Consider the following 17,513-nt stretch of genomic DNA (forward strand, 5'->3'; position numbering starts at 1 on the left):
GCGCCGGCCGGCGCCAACGCGCCGCGTTTCGCACAGCGCCAGGGCGAGCAGGCCATTCCGGTGATCGGCCTGCGCCGCAAGATCGCCGAGAAGATGCAGGACGCCAAGCGCCGCATCCCCCACTTCAGCTACGTCGAGGAGATCGACGTGACCGAGCTGGAGGCGCTGCGCCGCAAGATCAACGACAGGTACGCCAAGGAGCGCGGCAAGCTCACCCTGCTGCCGCTGCTGGCGCGCGCCGTGGTCCTGGCGGTGGCCGAGTTCCCGCAGATGAACGCGCGCTACGACGACGACGGCGGCGTGGTGGTGCGCCACGCGCCGGTGCACCTGGGCATCGCCGCGCAGACGCCCAACGGCCTGATGGTGCCGGTGCTGCGCCATGCCGAGGCCATGGACCTGTGGAGCTTCGGCAAGGAAGTGGTGCGGCTGGCCGAGGCCGCGCGCACCGGCAAGGCCGCGCGCGAGGAGCTGTCGGGCTCCACCATCACCATCAGCAGCCTGGGCGCGCTGGGCGGCATCGTCACCACGCCTGTCATCAACTACCCCGAGGTGGCGATCATCGGCGTCAACCGCATCGTGGAGCGGCCGATGTTCCGCAACGGCAACGTCGAGGCGCGCCAGCTGATGAACCTGTCGTCCTCGTTCGACCACCGCGTGGTCGACGGCATGGACGCCGCCGAATTCATCCAGCACATCCGCGGCCTGCTCGAGACGCCGGCACTGCTGTTCGTAGACTAGGCATCACACAATGAAAACGAAAGAAACGACGCTGCTCGTGATCGGCGGCGGCCCCGGCGGCTACGTGGCCGCCATCCGCGCCGGCCAGCTGGGCATTCCCACCATGCTGGTGGAAGGCGAATTCCTGGGAGGCACCTGCCTCAACGTGGGCTGCATCCCGTCCAAGGCGCTGATCCACGTGGCCGAGGAATTCGACAAGGCCAACCAGTACGCCGCCAAGTCCGCGCTCGGCATCCGCGTGGAGTCGCCGCAGCTGGACGTGGCGCAGGCCATGACCTGGAAGCAGGGCGTGGTGGGCAAGCTCACCGGCGGCGTGGGCGTGCTGCTGAAGAAGGCTGGCGTACAGGTCGTCAAGGGCTGGGCCACCATCGTGGACGGCAAGACGGTCGACGTCGCCACGCAGGAGGGCGAGCCGCTGCGCATCACCTGCGAGCACCTGCTGCTGGCCACCGGATCGCAGGCGGTGGAGCTGCCGCACATGCCGTTCGGCGGGCCGGTGGTGTCCTCCACCGAAGCCCTGTCGCTCACCGAAGTGCCCAAGCACCTGGTGGTGGTGGGCGCGGGCTACATCGGCCTGGAACTGGGCATCGCCTGGCGCAAGCTGGGCGCCGAAGTGGCGGTGGTGGAAACCGCCGACCGCATTCTTCCGGCCTACGACGAGGAGATCACCAAGCCGGTGGCCGCCACGCTCAAGCGCCTGGGCATCGTGCTGCACCTGCAGTGCAAGGCCGAGGGCTTGGCCGGAGGCGCCAACGGTGTGCGCGTGCGCAGCCTGAACGCCGAGGAGTTCGTGCTGCCGGCCGACAAGGTGCTGGTGGCCGTCGGCCGCAAGCCGCGCACGCAGGGCTTCAACCTGGAGGTGCTGCAGCTCGACATGAACGGCCGCTCGGTCAAGGTCGACGAGCAGTGCCGCACCTCGATGCGCAACGTCTGGGCCATCGGCGACATCACCGGCGAGCCCATGCTCGCGCACCGCGCCATGGCGCAGGGCGAGGTGGTGGCCGAAGTGGTGGCCGGCCACAAGCACCGCTTCGCGCCGGCCGCGATTCCGGCCGTGTGCTTCACCGACCCCGAAGTGGTGGTGGTCGGGCAGACCGCGCAAGAAGCCGGCAAGCAGGGCATCGAGGTGCTCACGGCGATGTTCCCGCTGGCCGCCAACGGCCGCGCGCTGAGCCTGGAGGCGTCCGAAGGCTTCGTGCGCGTGGTCGCGCGCAAGGACAACCACCTGATCCTCGGCTGGCAGGCCGTGGGCCATGGCGTGTCCGAGCTCTCGACCGCGTTCGGCCAGTCGATCGAGATGGGCGCGCGGCTGGAAGATGTCGGCGGCACGATCCACGCGCACCCAACGCTGGGCGAGACGGTGCAGGAAGCGGCGCTGCGCGCCCTCGGACGCGCGATCCACATCTAGGGGCGTTCACTGCAAGAGAGACCGTGCTGCACCTTGTTGCGCACGGTCTTTTTTTACGCGAACTGCTGACTCGCGCGCATGTGTGTAGGCCTCATCGGACGTGGCGCCCCCCGGAAATCCCGACGCTCAGGCTGGACAGGCCCGACACGAGGTCTGCCGTGGGACTGACCTCCTGGCGGCAGCCGATCACTATCCTTGAAATCGCTGGCTCCACAGAGAGCTTGCAGTTTTTTCGACAAACAAGCTCAAGGAGAAGTCCCATGTCCGCAATCAAAAAAATCGTTGGTCTCGCCGCTGGTGTTTCGGCCGTTGCCGTGTTCGGCGTTGCCATCGCGCAAGGCGTTCCGCCCAACCCGTTCGTGACCAACCCCGCGCTGGGCGCCGGCCAGCAAAGCACCCACCTCACCTCCATGGGTGAGACCGGCGTGCCCGGCTTCGTCGACCAGGTGCAAGCCGCCGCGATCACGCCGGTGCCGCAAGTTGCCGCCGTGCAGCCAGCTCCGGCCCCCGAGCCGATGGTCCAGGCGCAAGCCCCGGCCCCCGCTCCGGTGGAGCAGCAAACCATGGGTGCCGGCCCCGCCGAGCCGACCCCGATGAAGGTCGCCAAGGCCGACCGCGGCTAAGCAGCGACAGCAAGAAGGCCTCGCCGCCTTCTCAACTCGCATCGAAGGCGGCGCGCAGCCACTGCACGCCGCCTTTCTCTTTTTCCATGGCGATGACGTCGAAGCGGCACGGCGGCATCGACGCCAGCCGCATCAGGTAGTGGCGCGCGGCGAACACGATGCGCCGCTGCTTGGCGAAACCGATGCTCGCCGCGGCGCCGCCATAGGCACCGCTGGCGCGGCCGCGCACTTCCACGAACACCACCGTGCCGTCGGGTTCGCGCATCACCAGGTCGATTTCGCCGCCGCCGCGGCCGGGCGTCCGATAATTGCGCGCAAGCAGTTGCAGCCCGTGCGCCCGCAGGTGGGCCAGGGCGCGATCTTCCGCCGCGTCGCCCGCGGCCTTGGTGGTGGTTCCGGCGCGTGCCGCGCCGCTCTTGCCTGGGAATGCCATTGAGCGCCTCGTTCTCCTCCACCCTGGGTGCCGCGCACGACGCGGCGGCAGCGCAGCATTATCCGCAGCCGGCGCTCTACGTCGTCGCCACGCCCATCGGCAACCTGGCCGATGTCACGCTGCGCGCGGTGCACGTGCTGCAGCTGGCCGACGCGGTTGCCTGCGAGGACACGCGCCACACGCAGGCGCTGCTGCGCGCCTACGGCATCGACAAGCCGCCGGGCAGCCTGCTGGCGGTGCACCAGCACAACGAGGCCGACGCCGCGCAGTCGGTGCTGCAGCGGCTGCGCCAGGGCCAGCGCGTGGCCTATGCCAGCGACGCCGGCACGCCGGCCGTCAGCGATCCGGGCGCGCGCCTGGCCGCCGCGGTGCGCGAGGCGGGCTTTCGGGTGGTACCGCTGCCGGGGCCCAGCAGCGTCACCACCTTGCTGAGCGCCGCCGGCGCGGTGGACGACAACGGCGCCTTCGTGTTCGCCGGCTTCCTGCCGGCCAAGGCCGGCGAGCGCGAGCGTGCGGTGGGTGCATTGGCGGCCGAGCCGCGCGCGGTCGTGCTGCTGGAAGCGCCGCACCGCATCGAGGCGCTGGCCCGCGCGCTGCAGGTGCTGGGCGCGCGCAAGCTCACGGTGGGGCGCGAGCTGACCAAGCAGTTCGAGGAAGTGGCGACGCTGCCGTGCACCGGCTTCACACAGTGGCTGGGCGAGTCGCCGCAGCGCGGACGCGGCGAATTCGCGCTGCTGCTGCATCCCGACCCGGCGGCCGGGCAGGGCAATCCGGATGCCGAACGGGTGCTCACGCTGCTGCTGGCCGAGCTGCCGCTGAAGACGGCGGTGAAGCTGGCCGCGGAGATCACCGGTACTTCGCGCAACACGCTGTACGGGCGCGCGCTGCAGCTGCGCAGCGGCGACAGCGAGCGCGGCAACGCGGAAGAAGACGCGCCGCAATAAGCCCGGCGCAAAGACGGCACAGGCGCAAGCGTCCCTTCAGATCGCGATCGGATCCACGTCCACCGCCCAGCGGATCAGGCCCTTGCCGCGGCTGGCCTGCAGCACCGGCTGCCATCCCGACAGGAAGCGCTGCAGCGCCATGCGCGACTCGCTTTCCACCAGCATCTGCGCGCGCTCCACGTTGGCGATGCGCTGCACCGTCATCGGCACCGGCGAATAGACCGCGACCTGCTGCGCGGGGTCGAGCACCGGCGCGGCTTCGGCGGCGGTGGCCAGGAACAGCTGCGCCACCTCCTGCGTGCGCCCTTCGGCGCGCAGCAGCGCCTGGTAGGCGAAGGGCGGCATGCCGGCCTGCCGGCGCTCGCGCAGCTGGTCGGCCGCGAAGGCCGGGTAGTCGTGCTGGCGCAGCGCCGCGAACAGCGGATGGCGCGGATGCCAGGTCTGCACCCACATCTCGCTGGCCGCCGCCTGCGCCGCGTCGCGCCCGGCGCGCCCGGCCGCCTGCATCAGCAGCGAGAACAGCCGCTCCGGCGCGCGGAAGTCGCCGGAGAAAAGCGCCGTGTCCGGGTTCACCGCCGCCACCAGCGTGATGCGCCGGAAGTCGTGGCCCTTGGTCACCATCTGCGTGCCCACCAGCACGTCGACCTCGCCGGCGTGCACCTGCGCCAGCTGCAGTTCCAGCGCGCCCTTGGGCCGCGTGCTGTCCGCGTCCATGCGGGCGATGCGCACCGGCGTGCCGTCGGGCAACCGGGCGTCGGCCAGCAGTTCGGCCAGCTGCTCTTCCAGCCGCTCGGTGCCGCGGCCTAAAGGTGCGATGTCCACGTTGCCGCAGCTCGGGCAGGCGCGCGGCACGCGGTCGGTCTGGCCGCAGTGGTGGCAGCGCAGCGTGCGGTCGATCTTGTGGAACACGCGGTAGACGCTGCAGTTGGGGCAGTCGCTTTTCCACTCGCAGGCGCCGCAGGCCAGCACCGGCGCATAGCCGCGGCGGTTCAGGAACATCAGCGACTGCTCGCCGCGTGCGATGCGCGCGCGGATCGCCTCCAGCAGCGCGCCCGAGAACAGCGTGTTCTTCGGCTGCAGGTTCATGTCCACCAGCCGCACCGCGGGCAGCGCGCCCTGGCCCACGCGCCCCGGCATGTCCAGCCGCAGGTAGCGCCCGCGCTCGCAGGCGTGCCAGCTCTCCAGCGACGGCGTGGCCGAGCCCAGCAGCACCTTCGCGCCTTCGGCCTTGCCGCGCCAGACAGCCAGGTCGCGCGCCGAGTAGCGCGCGCCTTCCTGCTGCTTGTAGCTGGGGTCGTGCTCCTCGTCCACCACGATCAGGCCCAGCCGCGGCAGCGGCGCGAACACCGCCATGCGCGTGCCCAGGACGATGCGCGCCACGCCCAGGTGCGCCGCCAGCCAGCTTTTCAGGCGCTGCGGGTTGGTCATGCCGCTGTGCAGCGCCACCACCGCCGCTTCGCCGAAGCGTTCGACAAAACGCTGCTGCAGCTGCGGCGTGAGGTTGATCTCCGGCACCATCACCAGCGCCTGGGCCTGCGCATCGCGCGCCAACATGCGCTGCACCGCCTGCAGGTAGACCTCGGTCTTGCCGCTGCCAGTGACGCCGAACAGCAGGAACGGGCCGGGCTGCTCCTCCACCTGCGCCAGCACGCGCGCCTGGTCCTCGGTGAGCGCCGGGCCTTGCGCCGCGGCGGACGCATCGGCGCCCTGCATCGGCCGCTTCAGCCGGCGCGCCAGCTGCTCCGGCTGGAGGTCGCGCAATTGCGGCGGCAGCGCGGCAAGGGCAACCTCGCCCAGGCTTCGCTGGTAGTAGCCCGCGGCAAAGGTAACGAGATGCATCCAGCCCGCAGTCATCGGCGGAATGCCGTCGAGGCTGGCCGCGATGGCCTTCTCCCGCACCTCGGCAGGAGGATCATCCTTTAACCCATCCGTATTCCAGACGACGCCCAGGACTTCGCGCCTGCCCAGCGGCACGCGCACCAAAGTTCCTGATGCGAGTGGAAGCTCACTCCGGTATGTCAGGGGCCCGGCGACCGTGCTGTGGGCCGGCGTGGGCACGACAACCGCGACTCGGTGTGCCATGAAGGAGTCGCTTTACAGGCCGGACTTGAAGCGAAGTTTCGAAACGGCAGCTAAGTCCTTGATTCTAATTGCCTTTGAAATCAGTCCACGTTTTCTGTGGATAACTTTGTTGATAGAACCCTGCCATCCCCTGCCAAGCCTTGAAAAATCAGGGCTTTCGACAGGCTGACCGGAAAAGTGGCAGGAATCTAATTCGTTATGAATCAACAACTTGCGTGCGCTATGGGTTTTGTAGCGGCGGCCGGGACAAGGCCCTTTTTCCAGTGCGCCGCAACATGGGTTTTGTGCATAAGTCAAGCCGGCCGGAAAAGTTTTTGCCAAAGCATTCACCTAGGGTCCTCCCCGATGACAACGGCTCAGCTTGAACCCGCGCCTGCGCGCAGGCGCCGGGAATGGCCGTGCACCGCCTCCACCAGCGCCTGCACGTGGTCGGGCGGCGTGTGCTGGCTGATGCCGTGACCCAGGTTGAAGATGTGAGTCGGGCCGGCGCCCGTGCCCTGGTGCGGCGTGCCGAAGGCGTCCAGCACGCGCCGGGCCTGGGCCTGCACCTGCTCGGGCGGCGCGAACAGCACGGCGGGATCCAGGTTGCCCTGCAGTGCCTTGCTGGCGCCCACCAGAGCCCGGGCGCGGCCCAGGTTGACGGTCCAGTCCACGCCCAGCACGTCGCAGTCCAGCGCCGCCATCTGGTCCAGCCACAGGCCACCGCCCTTGGTGAAGACGATGCGCGGAATGGTCTGCCCGTCGTGGGTGCGCTGCAGCTTGACCAGCACGCGCGCCGTGTAGGCCAGGCTGAATTCCTGGAACGCCTGGTCGGCCAGCGCGCCGCCCCAGCTGTCGAACACCATCACGGCCTGCGCGCCGGCGGCGATCTGCGCGTTGAGGTACTGCGCCACCGCTTCCGCATTGATGGCCAGGATGCGGTGCATCAGGTCCGGGCGGCTGTACAGCAGGCTCTTCACGCGGCGCCAGTCGTCCGACGAGCCGCCGCCTTCGACCATGTAGCAGGCCAGCGTCCAGGGGCTGCCGGAAAAGCCGATCAGCGGCACGCGGCCGTCCAATGCGCGGCGGATCGAGCCGACGGCGTCGAACACGTAGCGCAGCTTGTCCATGTCGGGCACGGCCAGCTTGGCCACCGCGGCCTCGTCGCGCAGCGGTTGCGCGAGCTTCGGGCCCTCGCCTTCGGCGAAGCTCAAGCCCAGGCCCATGGCGTCGGGCACGGTGAGGATGTCGGAGAACAGGATGGCCGCGTCCAGCGCGTAGCGCTCCAGCGGCTGCAGCGTGACCTCGGTGGCGTAGTCCGTGTTGGTCGCCAGCCCCATGAAGCTGCCGGCGCGCGCGCGCGTGGCCTTGTATTCGGGCAGGTAGCGACCAGCCTGGCGCATCAGCCACAGGGGGGTGTAGGGCGTGGCCTGGCGCAGGCAGGCGCGCAGGAACGTATCGTTGCGAAGGGGCGCGAAAGGCATGCCGCATTGTCGCAGGCGGGCGCTCTGGCGCCCCTATGATGGCGGCCTTGCGCGCCGGGGCGCGCGACACGGGCGAACAAGCGGATGGATGGCATTTCCAGCAGGCGCGCGACTTCTTCCTGCGCGGCGTGGGCGCGTTCGAGGCCGGCCGGCTGGAGCAGGCCGAGCGCCACTTCGCCGCCGCGCTGTCGCTGGTGCCGGGGCGCCCGTCCACGCTCACCAACCTGGGCGCGGTGCGCCTGAAGCTCGGGCGCACCGAAGACGCGCTGGCCCTGCTGGAAGAAGAGCGGCCGGTCCGCGAAGACCAGCGCGTGCCGATCCCGGGCCTGTTCGTCTGGCTGGAACGCTGATCAGCGCACCGCCTTGCGCAGTGCCTGGTCCAAATCCCAGGCGATGTCCTCCACGTCCTCGATGCCCACCGACAGCCGCACCATGTCCGGCCGCACGCCGGCGCGTTTCAGTTCGTCTTCGTCCAACTGGCGGTGCGTGGTGGACGCCGGGTGGATCACCAGCGTCTTGGCGTCGCCAATGTTGGCCAGGTGACTCAGGAACTCGCAGGCGTCGATGAAGCGTTCGCCGGCGCGCACCGGATCGTCGGCCTTGATGCCGAAGGTGAGGATGCCCGAGCAGCCGGGGCGGCCGTCGATGGCGCGGAATTGCTTTTTCGCCAGCGCGTGGTCGGGCGAGCTCTCCAGGCCGGGGTAGTTCACCCACGCCACCAGCGGGTGCTCGCTCAGCATCTCGGCAATGTGGCGCGCATTGCGGCAGTGCGCCTGCATTCGCAGGTGCAGCGTCTCGATGCCTTGCAGGATCAGCCAGGCGTTCAGCGGCGACAGCACCGCGCCGAAGCTGCGGTTGACCTCCAGGCGCGCCTTCATGGTGTAGCCGAAGTCGCCGAAGGTCTCGTAGAACTTCACGCCGTGGTAGGCCCGGCTGGGCTCCAGCATCTCGGGGAATTTCTCGCGCGCCAGGCCGCTGCCCCAGTCGAACTTGCCCGACTCCACCACCACGCCGGCCATGCTGGTGCCGTGGCCGCCCAGGTACTTGGTGGCGCTGTGCACCACGATGTCGGCACCGAAGGCGAACGGGTTGCACAGGTAAGGGCTGGGCACCGTGTTGTCGATGATGAGCGGCAGGCCGTGTTCGTGCGCGATGGCCGCCACCGGCGCGATGTCGAACACGTTGACCAGCGGGTTGCCCAGCGTCTCGCCGAACACGGCGCGCGTGCTCGGGCGGATGGCGCGGCGGAAGTTGTCGGGATCGCACGGATCGACGAAGGTGGTCTCGATGCCCAAGCGCGAGAAGCCGACGCCGAGCTGCCCGATGGTGCCGCCGTACAAGGTGGATGCGGCCACGATGTGGTCGCCGGCCTTCAGGATGGCCAGAAGCGCCGTCATCTGCGCCGCCATGCCCGACGAACATGCCAGCGCCGCGCGGCCGCCTTCGAGCGAGGCAACGCGCTCTTCCAGTACCGCCACCGTGGGGTTGCTGATGCGGCTGTAGACGTTGCCGAAGGTCTGCAGGTTGAACAGGCTGGCCGCGTGCTCTGCCGAGTCGAACACATAGCTGGTGGTCTGGTGGATCGGCGTGGCGCGCGCGCCGGTGGCGGGGTCGGGAATGGCGCCGGCGTGGATCGCGCGGGTGCCGAAGCCGTAGTCGTGGTCCTTGTCATCCATCGGCGTGCCTTCAGTAGGACAGTTGCTGCGGACGCCGCGCCGACACCACCCGGGTGTTGACGCCGGCCCAGTTCAGACCGCCGAACAGGCGCGCATGCTCGATCTTCACGCAGCGGTCCATCACCACGTCCAGCCCCGCCGCGCGCGCCTTCGCCGCCGCGGCTTCGTGGACGACGCCCAGCTGCAGCCACAAGCATGCCGCGCCGATGGCGATGGCCTCGTCGGCGATCGGCGGGATGTCCTCGCTTTTACGAAAGCAATCGACCATGTCGATGCGGCGTCCCTCGGCGGCCAGCGCTTGGGCGGCGGCCGTCACGCTCGGATGGCAGCGCTCGCCGAGGATCTCGGCGGCGCCCGGGTTCACCGGCACGATGCGGTAACCGTGCGCCTGCATGTACTTGGCCGCGAAGAAACTGGGCCGGTGCCATTGCGGCGACAGGCCGACGACGGCGATGGTCTTGCAGCTGCCGAGGATGCGGCGCAGTTCCTGGATGGTGCTCATCGCACCAGTGTACGCAGCGCGGCGAGCGGCTGCTACAGCGTGCCGAGGGCGGCCTGCAGCTCGTCCTTGCCGAGCACCTCGGTCAGCACCAGGGGCACGCGGCCCGCTTTGTACAGCACGTACACCGGCACGCCGTTGCGCCCCAGCTGGCCGAGCGCGGCGGTGATGGCCGGGTCGCGCCGCGTCCAGTCGGCACGCAGCAGCGCCACGTTCTTGGCGCGGAAGCTCGCCAGCACGTCCTCGCGGCCGAGCGTGGCCTTCTTGTTGTACTGGCAGGTCACGCACCAGGCGGCGGTGAAGTCCACGAACACCGGCTGGCCGGAGGCGAGCAGTTGCTCCACGCGGCCCGGCTCCCACGCCTGCCACGGCCCTTGCGCCGCGCTGGTTGCCGACGCTGGCGCCTGCAGCCGCGTGACCGCCGGACCCGCGATCCAGGCCAGCGCCGCGAGGCCCGCGACGGCGATGGTGCCGACCAGCGCGCGGCTGCGTCCCCGCAAGGTGAATGCCCAGACCGCCATCGCCAGCGCCACCAGCAGCGCCAGCAGCGCGCCCGCGCCGTCGATGCCGCTCTGCTGGCCCAGCACCCACACCAGCCAGGCCACCGTGCCGAACATCGGGAAGGCCATCGACCGGCGGAAAGTGTCCATCCAGGCGCCGGGGCGCGGCAGTGCGCGCGCGACGGCCGGCACCCAGCTCGCGGCGAGGTAGGGCAGCGCCATGCCGAGCCCCAGCACCGCGAAGATCACCAGCGACTGCACCGCGGGCAAGCCGATGGCGAAGCCGAGCGACGCACCCATGAACGGCGCGGTGCAGGGCGACGCCACGGCCACGGCCAGCACGCCGGTGAGAAACGAATCCACCACCGGATGCCGCGCCTGCAAGGTGGCAAGCGACGAGGGCAGCATGCCGCCGAACTCGAACACGCCGGCCAGGTTCAGGCCCAGCACGGTGAACAGGGCGGCCAGCACCGCCACCACCGCGGGCGACTGCAGCTGAAAGCCCCAGCCGAGCTGTTCGCCGGCCGCGCGCAGCGCCAGCATCACGGCGCCCAGCACCAGCAGCGAGGCGATGACACCAGCGGTGTACGCCAGCCCGCCGATGCGGTGGCCGCGCCGGTCGTCGGCATGGCGGGTGAAGCCCACCACCTTGATCGCCAGCACCGGGAACACGCAGGGCATGAGGTTGAGGATGAGGCCGCCCAGCAGCGCGCCGAGCAGCGCGGCGCCGAAGCCGAAGGGCGCCGCCGGCGTGGCCGCCGCCGCGTTGTTGCGCAACGCCTGCTCCAGCGCGGGAGAAGGTCCGCTCACGGCCGCGACCGCGGGCCAGCTGCCCGCGACCTTGGCCTCGGCACGCCAGCCCTGCTGCCCGTCGATGGCGAGCACGATGGGCAGCAGTGCCGGGCCCTGGCTGCGCTGCGCCGCCAGCGGCACGCGCAAGGTCCACACGCCGTCTTTCCAGGCCTGCGTGCCGGCCGCGGCGGCTTCGACGATCTCCGGCGTTTCCGGGAAGAAGGCCAGCGTCTTGCCTTGCGCGGCCGCGGGCAGGCCGGGCACGCTCACTTCCAGGCCCTGCCCCACCACGCGTGCCTGCGCCGCACTGTCCAGTGCCTTGGGCTGCGCGGCGAACGCCTGCTGGAACGCGGGCGCGCTCAAGGCCGTGCTGCTGCGCACCGGAATGCTCAGGCTGAAGCTGCCTTCCTCGGGAATGCATTCCTGCTTGCACACCAGCCATTGCGCCTTGAGCTTGATGTCCAGCTGCGCGCGCAGCAGCGAAGGCTTGAAGTCGGGCGCGATGGTGAGCGGCACCGGCAGCAGCACCGTGCCGTCGTAGCCATAGTTGGCCAGCGTGCCGACGGGAATTTTCTTGGGCAGCGGCCAGGCGATGTCGCCGGCCGCGACGCCCGCGGGCAAGGTCCACTGCAGCTGCGTCGGCAGCCCCGAGTCGCCGGAATTCTTCCAGTAGGTGTGCCACTCCGGCTGGTGGGCCAGCTGCAGCCCGACCCACACCGGCTTGCCCGGCTCCACGCCCTCGGGCGCATAGGCCACCAGCTCGGCGCGCACGCGCTCGGTGGCGACCACGGCCTTGTCCTGGGCCAAAGAGGGCATGGCGACCACGGCCAGTCCCGCCAGAACGAACAAGAAAAAGGAGTGGACCCGGAACATAGCGCCTTTGAGAGCAATGCAGATGTGGCAAAGTTCCCGCCGTGCAAGTCCGAATGCCAAGCGGTTCACTTGCGGATCTGCACACCCCGGCATCCGGATCAGTGTGCGGGCGTCAGGTGCCGCTCGCATCCGCTTCGGCCTCGGGCCAAAGCCGTGGGAAGAGAAAACGCAAGGCATGCTGCGGCAAGCCGAAGCGTACTTTTCCCTGAGGTGAGTCCGATTTCAGCAAGCCGCGCTTGGCCAACGCCCCCAGGGCTGCGGTGGCGCTGCGTTCACCGATGCCCAGCATCGACTTGAACTCACCCCGGGTCATCTCCTCGCCGCTGAGAAACAGGTAATGGATGGCACGCAGCGCTTCCTGGCGGACCCCGGATTTCAGGACTGTTGCTTCGTAGACCAGGCATCCCTCGATGCGGTCCTTCATCGTCCCGAATTGCAGCAGGCCGGCCATGAAGCTCACTTGGTCCAGGCACATGTCCAGAACATAGTCGATCCAGTCCACCAGCGCCTGCTCGCTCAAATTGCCGCGGCCATCGAGAGCACCCCTGCGCGGAACGTCCGCATCCGCCAGCAATGCGTAGTAACGCTCCGTACTTCGCGCGAACCCCCGCAGTGGGGACCACAGGCCGCCTGTGTAGCCCAAGGCAGTGAGTAGCAGATGGGTGTGCAGTCGCATCACTCGGCCGTTGCCGTCCACGAACGGGTGAATCCAGCCGAGGCGCTGGTGAGCCGCAGCCAGTGCGAGCAGTGCGGCCTCGCCGCGCCGTACACCGCCATAGAAGCCGGCCCAGCGTGCCAAAAAGGCAGGCACGCTCGCATGGATGGGGGCGACGTGCTGCCCGACCTGCACTTCACGCTGCCGCAGCGTGCCGGGCACGATGGGCTCTTTCTCGGATGTGAAGAGGTCCCCTTCCGGCAGGCGGCCGAACAGCTCGCGGTGCAAGTCCTGTACCGCAGCGGGCGCGTACAGCGCATGCGCGCCCGCTTCCCCGCGATATTGCTGCTCTAGGTGTGCCTCGGCCTCGATATGTGCCACAGCCAGCCGTTGCCGGGCCGCCAAATCCGCGTTCTTGGAGAAATCGCTGCGCAGAGCCTCTTCGATTTCGTGCGGGCGCGTGTGCTGGCCTTCAATGCGGTTGGTGTAGTAGGAGTTCATGCTGCGCAGCAAGGTGCGCAACTCGGGCGGTACGTGCGTGCCGCTCAAAAGGGTGGCGTGCCGGGAAAGGTCATGCGCCTTGGCGAGCAACGGCTCCATGCGCGCTTCGGCCGGAAGCAGGGGTTCGAATTGATGAGGTTGGTCGTACACCTTACTATTTTACCAAGAGGGGGGTCTTGTAAGCCATTGATTGGAAAGATGAATACTGGCTTTATGACAGGAATTTGCCAACTTGACTGCGAATGGACCGGTCTGAATTAAAGAGGTTCGTAGTAGATTGCGTCCAGCATGGCCGCTCTACCATCCCAAATACGTCCCTCGCGTCCGCCGGGTCTTTTTGCGTTCCACCATGTTGCGGACATGACCGGTGCTATGACACGCTCCCAGTAGTTGTCGAGATTCAATGTTGTCGGAGCGAACCCAATATCCTTGCCGAGACTTTTGCGATTTGCACTGTCCACGCAGACGAAGCAATCCGGGCGCTTCATCGCCAAAAGGCGGCTGGCAGAGGCGATCTGCCCTGCCCGTTCAGAACCTTCGAAGGCCGTTCTGAAGAGATCGGCAAAGGCCGTGTAGTGCGCTTCGTCGACGACCCCCATCCCGGGGATGCTGTCGACCGCCCCTGCCAAACGGGGGTGGGCGCGGCTCGAGTTGCGGGCATCCGCGACACGGTTCTTGAAGGTGCCTGCACCTCGCATCGAACCGAACCAAGCCCAATCCAGCCCCTTCAAGCGGTTAGCCGCATCGCGTTCGGCGCTGCCGACAAAACCGGCAATGGCCTTGCGCTCGACCGCATCGACGTCCGCGAAGGAATCGACTTCGGCCAGGATGATTCTTGATCGGCGCAGAACATCCAGCCGCCGCGCGACACGGTCCTTTCCGGAATCATCCACGGCTTGCACGTACTTGGCCCACGACATCGACAGCAGGTTCCGATGAAGAGCGCCCGGCCGGGGCTTCGGCACCAACGGCTTCTTGGTCAAGGCCCTGCGGTATGCCCTCGTTGCCTCGTATTGCCGCTCGTATGCGTCGAGGAAGTCAGGGTCGATGCGAGGCGCGAGGTGCCACCATGCGTCGACGCTCTGCAGGATCTGCCGCAATGGCGGCTCGTCTGCGGTCCCTTCCAGCAGCAGGCAAGCCTCTTCGTTTCTGACTGTGCCTCCTTGCGTGAAGTTGCTGCTACCCACCAGGGCGGCCACGCGGCTTGCGTCCACGAACGCATAAACCTTCGGGTGGAATGGCGCACCGCTTTGGCTGCCGCCGACCCGTGCAGCCTTCAGCGGCATTAACGCGCGCAAGATGCTAGGGTTCGTCTGGCAGAAATCGGTGCCGATGACCAGTTGCTTGATTTTCCGGCGATGGTCCAACATACGGCGGATAGGCTCGTCTCCGTCGCCCACGCTACGGCCCAATGAAATGCGGGAAACTCAGCCATCAGGCTGCGAAGCTTTCGGCCCGTGGATTTGGCGTCGAGATAAGCAACCTTCATTGCGTCATGCCTTCAGTCCTTTTACAAAGCGGGCCCTTCACGCGAATCCCAGCACGATGCGCCGCGTGGAGGCGCTCTTCTTCTCGATCTTGGTGACCACCACGTTGCCGATCTCCGCCGTGTTGGCCACGTGCGTGCCGCCGCAGGGCTGCAGGTCGATTTGCTCGCTGGTTTCTGCGCCTGTCCCGATGCGGATGGTGCGGATGCGCCCGGTGCCGCGCGGCGGCTGCACCGACATGCTCTTCACCAGGGCCGGGTTGGCGTCCAGCTCCTCATCGCTGATCGAGCTGACGTCGATCGGCAGGCCCGCGGCGACCAGCCGCGCGATGCCGGCGGTCAGCGCTTCCTTGTCCAGCGGATCGGTCATGTTGAAGTCCAGCCGCGCGTAGTCGGGCGTGATGGAGCAGCCGTTGACCAGCTGCGGCACCAGGTGGCACAGCAGGTGCGTGGTGGTGTGAAAGCGCATCAGCCGGTGGCGGCGCTCCCAGTCCACGCGGGCCGTCACCGGCAGGCCCGGTGATAAAGCAGCGAGCAATTCTTCCTGGCCGGGCGCGGGCACGTGCACGATCTCGCCGGTGGGCTTGCCTTCAGCGTCCTTGTCCTTGCGGGTGTCGGCGACGCGCAGTTCACGGCCGTCGGCCAGCAGCAGCACGCCGCTGTCGCCGGCCTGGCCGCCGCCCAGCGGATAGAACACGGTGCGGTCCAGCACGATGCCGGCATCCGACACGGCTGCCACTTGGGCCGTGCATTCCTTCAAGTACGCGTCTTCGCGAAACAGCTCTTCGGTCATGGCCGCTATTGTCGGTGTATCGCAATGCCCCTTGCCGGGCGGGCCAGATAGCGCTTGTTGAGCTGGAGCGCGGCGCCCCTACTCCGCCCACTCCAGCTGCCGCTGTGGCTCGCCGAAGACCAGGGAGAAGAAATGAGTCTCGAAATGACCCCCCAGCAATCCAATGATCTGCTGCGCGAGGGCGTGCTGACGCTGGTCAGCAAGATCAACATCGAAGGCGTGCCGGTGGGCGCCATCATCGGCCTGTTCTGGGCAGAGTCGGACAAGACCCTGCAGAACTGGGAACGCATCAGGAAGTACGCCGAGGACATGGCCAGGCGGGTGGTGGACACCGAGCGCATCCGCACGCTCGAACTGCGGATCAAGGGCCTCAGGGGCGTGGCGCTGAACTACAAGAATGCCTCGTTCGGCACACCCGAAAAGGGAACGCACCTCATCAGCCTCATCGACCAGCTGACGCTGTTCGAAGGCGACTTCTGGGACGAGCGCAATCCCGAGAAGATGTTCCCGCTGTTCTCCGCCTTCGGCACGCTCTGGATCGCCGCGCTGGCCGAACTGGCCTACAACTACAAGAACGTCTTCGGCATTCCCGACCGCGACGAAGCCAGGCACATCGCCGCCGTGAAGCGGGAAATCGCCAAGTACACCGACGCGGCGCAGCGCAGCTACGACGCGCTGTACGCCTGGCGCTTCAGCCTTCTGCAGGTGACCGAGGGGCAGACGCAGTCGGCCACGCAGTCCACGTCGGAGTGGAAGCTGGTCGACGCGTACGACGGCTACAAGAAGTCCCACAACGCGGGCGACTGGGGGCACAGCTTCCACAACCCCAGCGGCCAGCGGTACGTCGAGGGCGAATTCGCCATCCGCGCCGGGCAGATCCAGCACACGTTCGTCGAGCAGCTGCAGCAGACGCTGGCCGTGGCGCACCTGTGGCGGTACCTGGACCCGACCGTGCCGCTGCCGGCCTCCATCCACGTGGTCGACAACGACGCCGGGCCCTGGGGCGGCGACACGCGCCTGGGCTCGGCGTTCCAGGACGCGCCCGCTGCGTCCGCGCGCATCACCGGCATCCGCATGCGCTACGGCGAGGTGGTCGATTGCCTGGAAGTGTTCTACGACGGCAAGTCCGGCGGCCAGCACGGCAACCCGGACGGCGGCACGCCGCACGAGATCGCGCTGGCGGCCGACGAGTACGTCGTCGAGGTCAGCGGACGCTGCGGCGACTTCATCGACAGCCTCGTGTTCACCACCAGCAAGGGCCAGGCGGTCGGCGGCGGCGGGACGAGCGGCGGCAAGCCGTTCTCCACCCGGGGGCATTCGGGCTGGCGCAATCCCAAGCTGTTCTCGGTGAGCGGGCGCAGCGACAGCCGCCGCCTGACCAGCCTGAACCTGCAATGGGGACACCAGCGCGAGCTGCCGCTCTACACGGCCTCGTATAAGTCCGGCGCGCCGGTGCTGATGGGCAGCCGCGTGAAGCTGGTGGCGCACAAGGGCGGCGCGATCTCGGCGTTCGTGCAGCAGTATTCGGGGCGGGCGGCCGCGCAGGAGTACTGGCCGCGGCACGGCAGCGACGCCGTCGCGCTGGAACTGCATTCGCAGGCGGTCGGCGCCGGCAAACCGTTCGACGCGAACACGGCGGTGCAGATCCGCACCACGGAGGCGGGCGTCGGCGACTACAACTGCCTGGGCAAGTACAGCCCGAGCGACGTCTACTACTACACGAACTCGCCCGGGCAGCGCGAGCAGATGTGGACGGTCATCAAGATGATCCCGTCGGACGGCCCGGTGCTGGCCGGCGAGAGCGTTTACCTGCGCAACCTCGAAGCGTGCAACTACCTGTGCCCGGACGGCAACGAATTCATCACCGCGACCTCGGAGCCGCACGCATGGGTGCTGCAGCCGACGGGCTGAGCGCGGCGTCCTGCTGAGGTGAGGGCGGTGGCACACTGCGGCCATGCGCCTTCACCCACTCGGCTTTGCCTGCCTTGCCACGCTCCTGCTTGCCGCCTGCGGCGACACCGCGCGGCTGCCCGAAAGCGCCGCGCAC

General features: G+C 68.4%; 16 protein-coding genes. 6 read left to right on the forward strand and 10 right to left on the reverse strand.

Annotation, left to right across the window (positions count from 1 at the left end; all coding sequences use genetic code 11):
* From H0U68_RS01440 to H0U68_RS01450, 3 genes are all read left to right on the forward strand, one after another.
* Positions 1-738, forward strand: a 738-nt coding sequence (locus H0U68_RS01440) for a dihydrolipoamide acetyltransferase family protein (protein ID WP_296352378.1), incomplete at its 5' end; no start/stop codon positions are given.
* Between the two features lie 10 nt (positions 739-748).
* Complete coding sequence (lpdA, locus tag H0U68_RS01445; protein ID WP_296352379.1) at positions 749-2,146, forward strand: dihydrolipoyl dehydrogenase; 1,398 nt, start codon at positions 749-751, stop codon at positions 2,144-2,146.
* 260 nt (positions 2,147-2,406) lie between these two features.
* Positions 2,407-2,769: a hypothetical protein gene (locus tag H0U68_RS01450; RefSeq protein ID WP_296352380.1), complete on the forward strand. Its 363-nt coding sequence runs from the start codon at positions 2,407-2,409 to the stop codon at positions 2,767-2,769.
* 31 nt (positions 2,770-2,800) lie between these two features.
* On the opposite strand, the gene H0U68_RS01455 is transcribed toward H0U68_RS01450, so the two are convergent.
* Positions 2,801-3,202, reverse strand: coding sequence for a YraN family protein (locus H0U68_RS01455; protein ID WP_296352381.1), 402 nt, complete (start codon positions 3,200-3,202; stop codon positions 2,801-2,803).
* On the opposite strand from H0U68_RS01455, the gene rsmI reads away from it, so the two are divergent.
* Entirely contained in the window at positions 3,196-4,146 is a 951-nt protein-coding gene (gene rsmI / locus H0U68_RS01460) for a 16S rRNA (cytidine(1402)-2'-O)-methyltransferase (RefSeq protein ID WP_296352382.1), read from the forward strand. The two genes, H0U68_RS01455 and rsmI, sit on opposite strands and share 7 nt — an antisense overlap.
* Positions 4,147-4,182: 36 nt before the next feature.
* On the opposite strand, the gene H0U68_RS01465 is transcribed toward rsmI, so the two are convergent.
* From H0U68_RS01465 to hemE, 3 genes are read right to left on the reverse strand one after another with little or no spacing between them, the layout of a single operon-like run.
* Positions 4,183-6,228 (reverse strand): primosomal protein N', encoded by a 2,046-nt coding sequence (locus H0U68_RS01465; protein WP_296352383.1) that lies wholly within the window; start codon positions 6,226-6,228, stop codon positions 4,183-4,185.
* Between the two features lie 12 nt (positions 6,229-6,240).
* Positions 6,241-6,558, reverse strand: coding sequence for a hypothetical protein (locus tag H0U68_RS01470; RefSeq protein ID WP_296352384.1), 318 nt, complete (start codon positions 6,556-6,558; stop codon positions 6,241-6,243).
* Positions 6,559-6,584: 26 nt separating this feature from the next.
* On the reverse strand, positions 6,585-7,691 hold the full coding sequence (gene hemE / locus H0U68_RS01475; RefSeq protein ID WP_296352385.1) for a uroporphyrinogen decarboxylase: 1,107 nt from the start codon (positions 7,689-7,691) through the stop codon (positions 6,585-6,587).
* A gap of 35 nt (positions 7,692-7,726) precedes the next feature.
* On the opposite strand from hemE, the gene H0U68_RS01480 reads away from it, so the two are divergent.
* Positions 7,727-8,041 carry a tetratricopeptide repeat protein gene (locus tag H0U68_RS01480; protein WP_296352386.1) on the forward strand — a complete coding sequence of 105 codons (315 nt, stop codon included), beginning with the start codon at positions 7,727-7,729 and terminating at the stop codon, positions 8,039-8,041.
* On the opposite strand, the gene H0U68_RS01485 is transcribed toward H0U68_RS01480, so the two are convergent.
* The 6 genes from H0U68_RS01485 to H0U68_RS01510 form a co-directional block, all read right to left on the reverse strand.
* A complete protein-coding gene (locus H0U68_RS01485) occupies positions 8,042-9,367 on the reverse strand; it encodes an O-acetylhomoserine aminocarboxypropyltransferase/cysteine synthase family protein (protein ID WP_296352387.1) in 1,326 nt (441 codons plus the stop codon). It abuts the gene before it with no gap.
* A 10-nt stretch (positions 9,368-9,377) separates the two neighbouring features.
* Positions 9,378-9,869 carry a CoA-binding protein gene (locus H0U68_RS01490; RefSeq protein WP_296352388.1) on the reverse strand — a complete coding sequence of 164 codons (492 nt, stop codon included), beginning with the start codon at positions 9,867-9,869 and terminating at the stop codon, positions 9,378-9,380.
* 32 nt (positions 9,870-9,901) lie between these two features.
* The gene (locus H0U68_RS01495) at positions 9,902-11,974 is read right to left on the reverse strand and encodes a thioredoxin family protein (RefSeq protein WP_296352389.1); all 2,073 of its coding nucleotides are present in this window, start codon (positions 11,972-11,974) and stop codon (positions 9,902-9,904) included.
* Positions 11,975-12,143: 169 nt separating this feature from the next.
* A complete protein-coding gene (locus tag H0U68_RS01500) occupies positions 12,144-13,286 on the reverse strand; it encodes a Fic family protein (protein WP_296352390.1) in 1,143 nt (380 codons plus the stop codon).
* Positions 13,287-13,444: 158 nt separating this feature from the next.
* Positions 13,445-14,557: a phospholipase D family protein gene (locus H0U68_RS01505; protein ID WP_296352391.1), complete on the reverse strand. Its 1,113-nt coding sequence runs from the start codon at positions 14,555-14,557 to the stop codon at positions 13,445-13,447.
* A gap of 156 nt (positions 14,558-14,713) precedes the next feature.
* The gene (locus H0U68_RS01510; protein ID WP_296352392.1) at positions 14,714-15,466 is read right to left on the reverse strand and encodes an alanyl-tRNA editing protein; all 753 of its coding nucleotides are present in this window, start codon (positions 15,464-15,466) and stop codon (positions 14,714-14,716) included.
* A 144-nt stretch (positions 15,467-15,610) separates the two neighbouring features.
* Here H0U68_RS01510 and H0U68_RS01515 point away from each other — a divergent pair, with 144 nt between their 5' ends.
* Entirely contained in the window at positions 15,611-17,377 is a 1,767-nt protein-coding gene (locus tag H0U68_RS01515) for a jacalin-like lectin (RefSeq protein ID WP_296352393.1), read from the forward strand.
* Positions 17,378-17,513: the final 136 nt, after the last annotated feature.

Origin of the sequence: Ramlibacter sp., assembly GCF_013697775.1 — a bacterium.
Taxonomy (GTDB): domain Bacteria; phylum Pseudomonadota; class Gammaproteobacteria; order Burkholderiales; family Burkholderiaceae_C; genus Ramlibacter.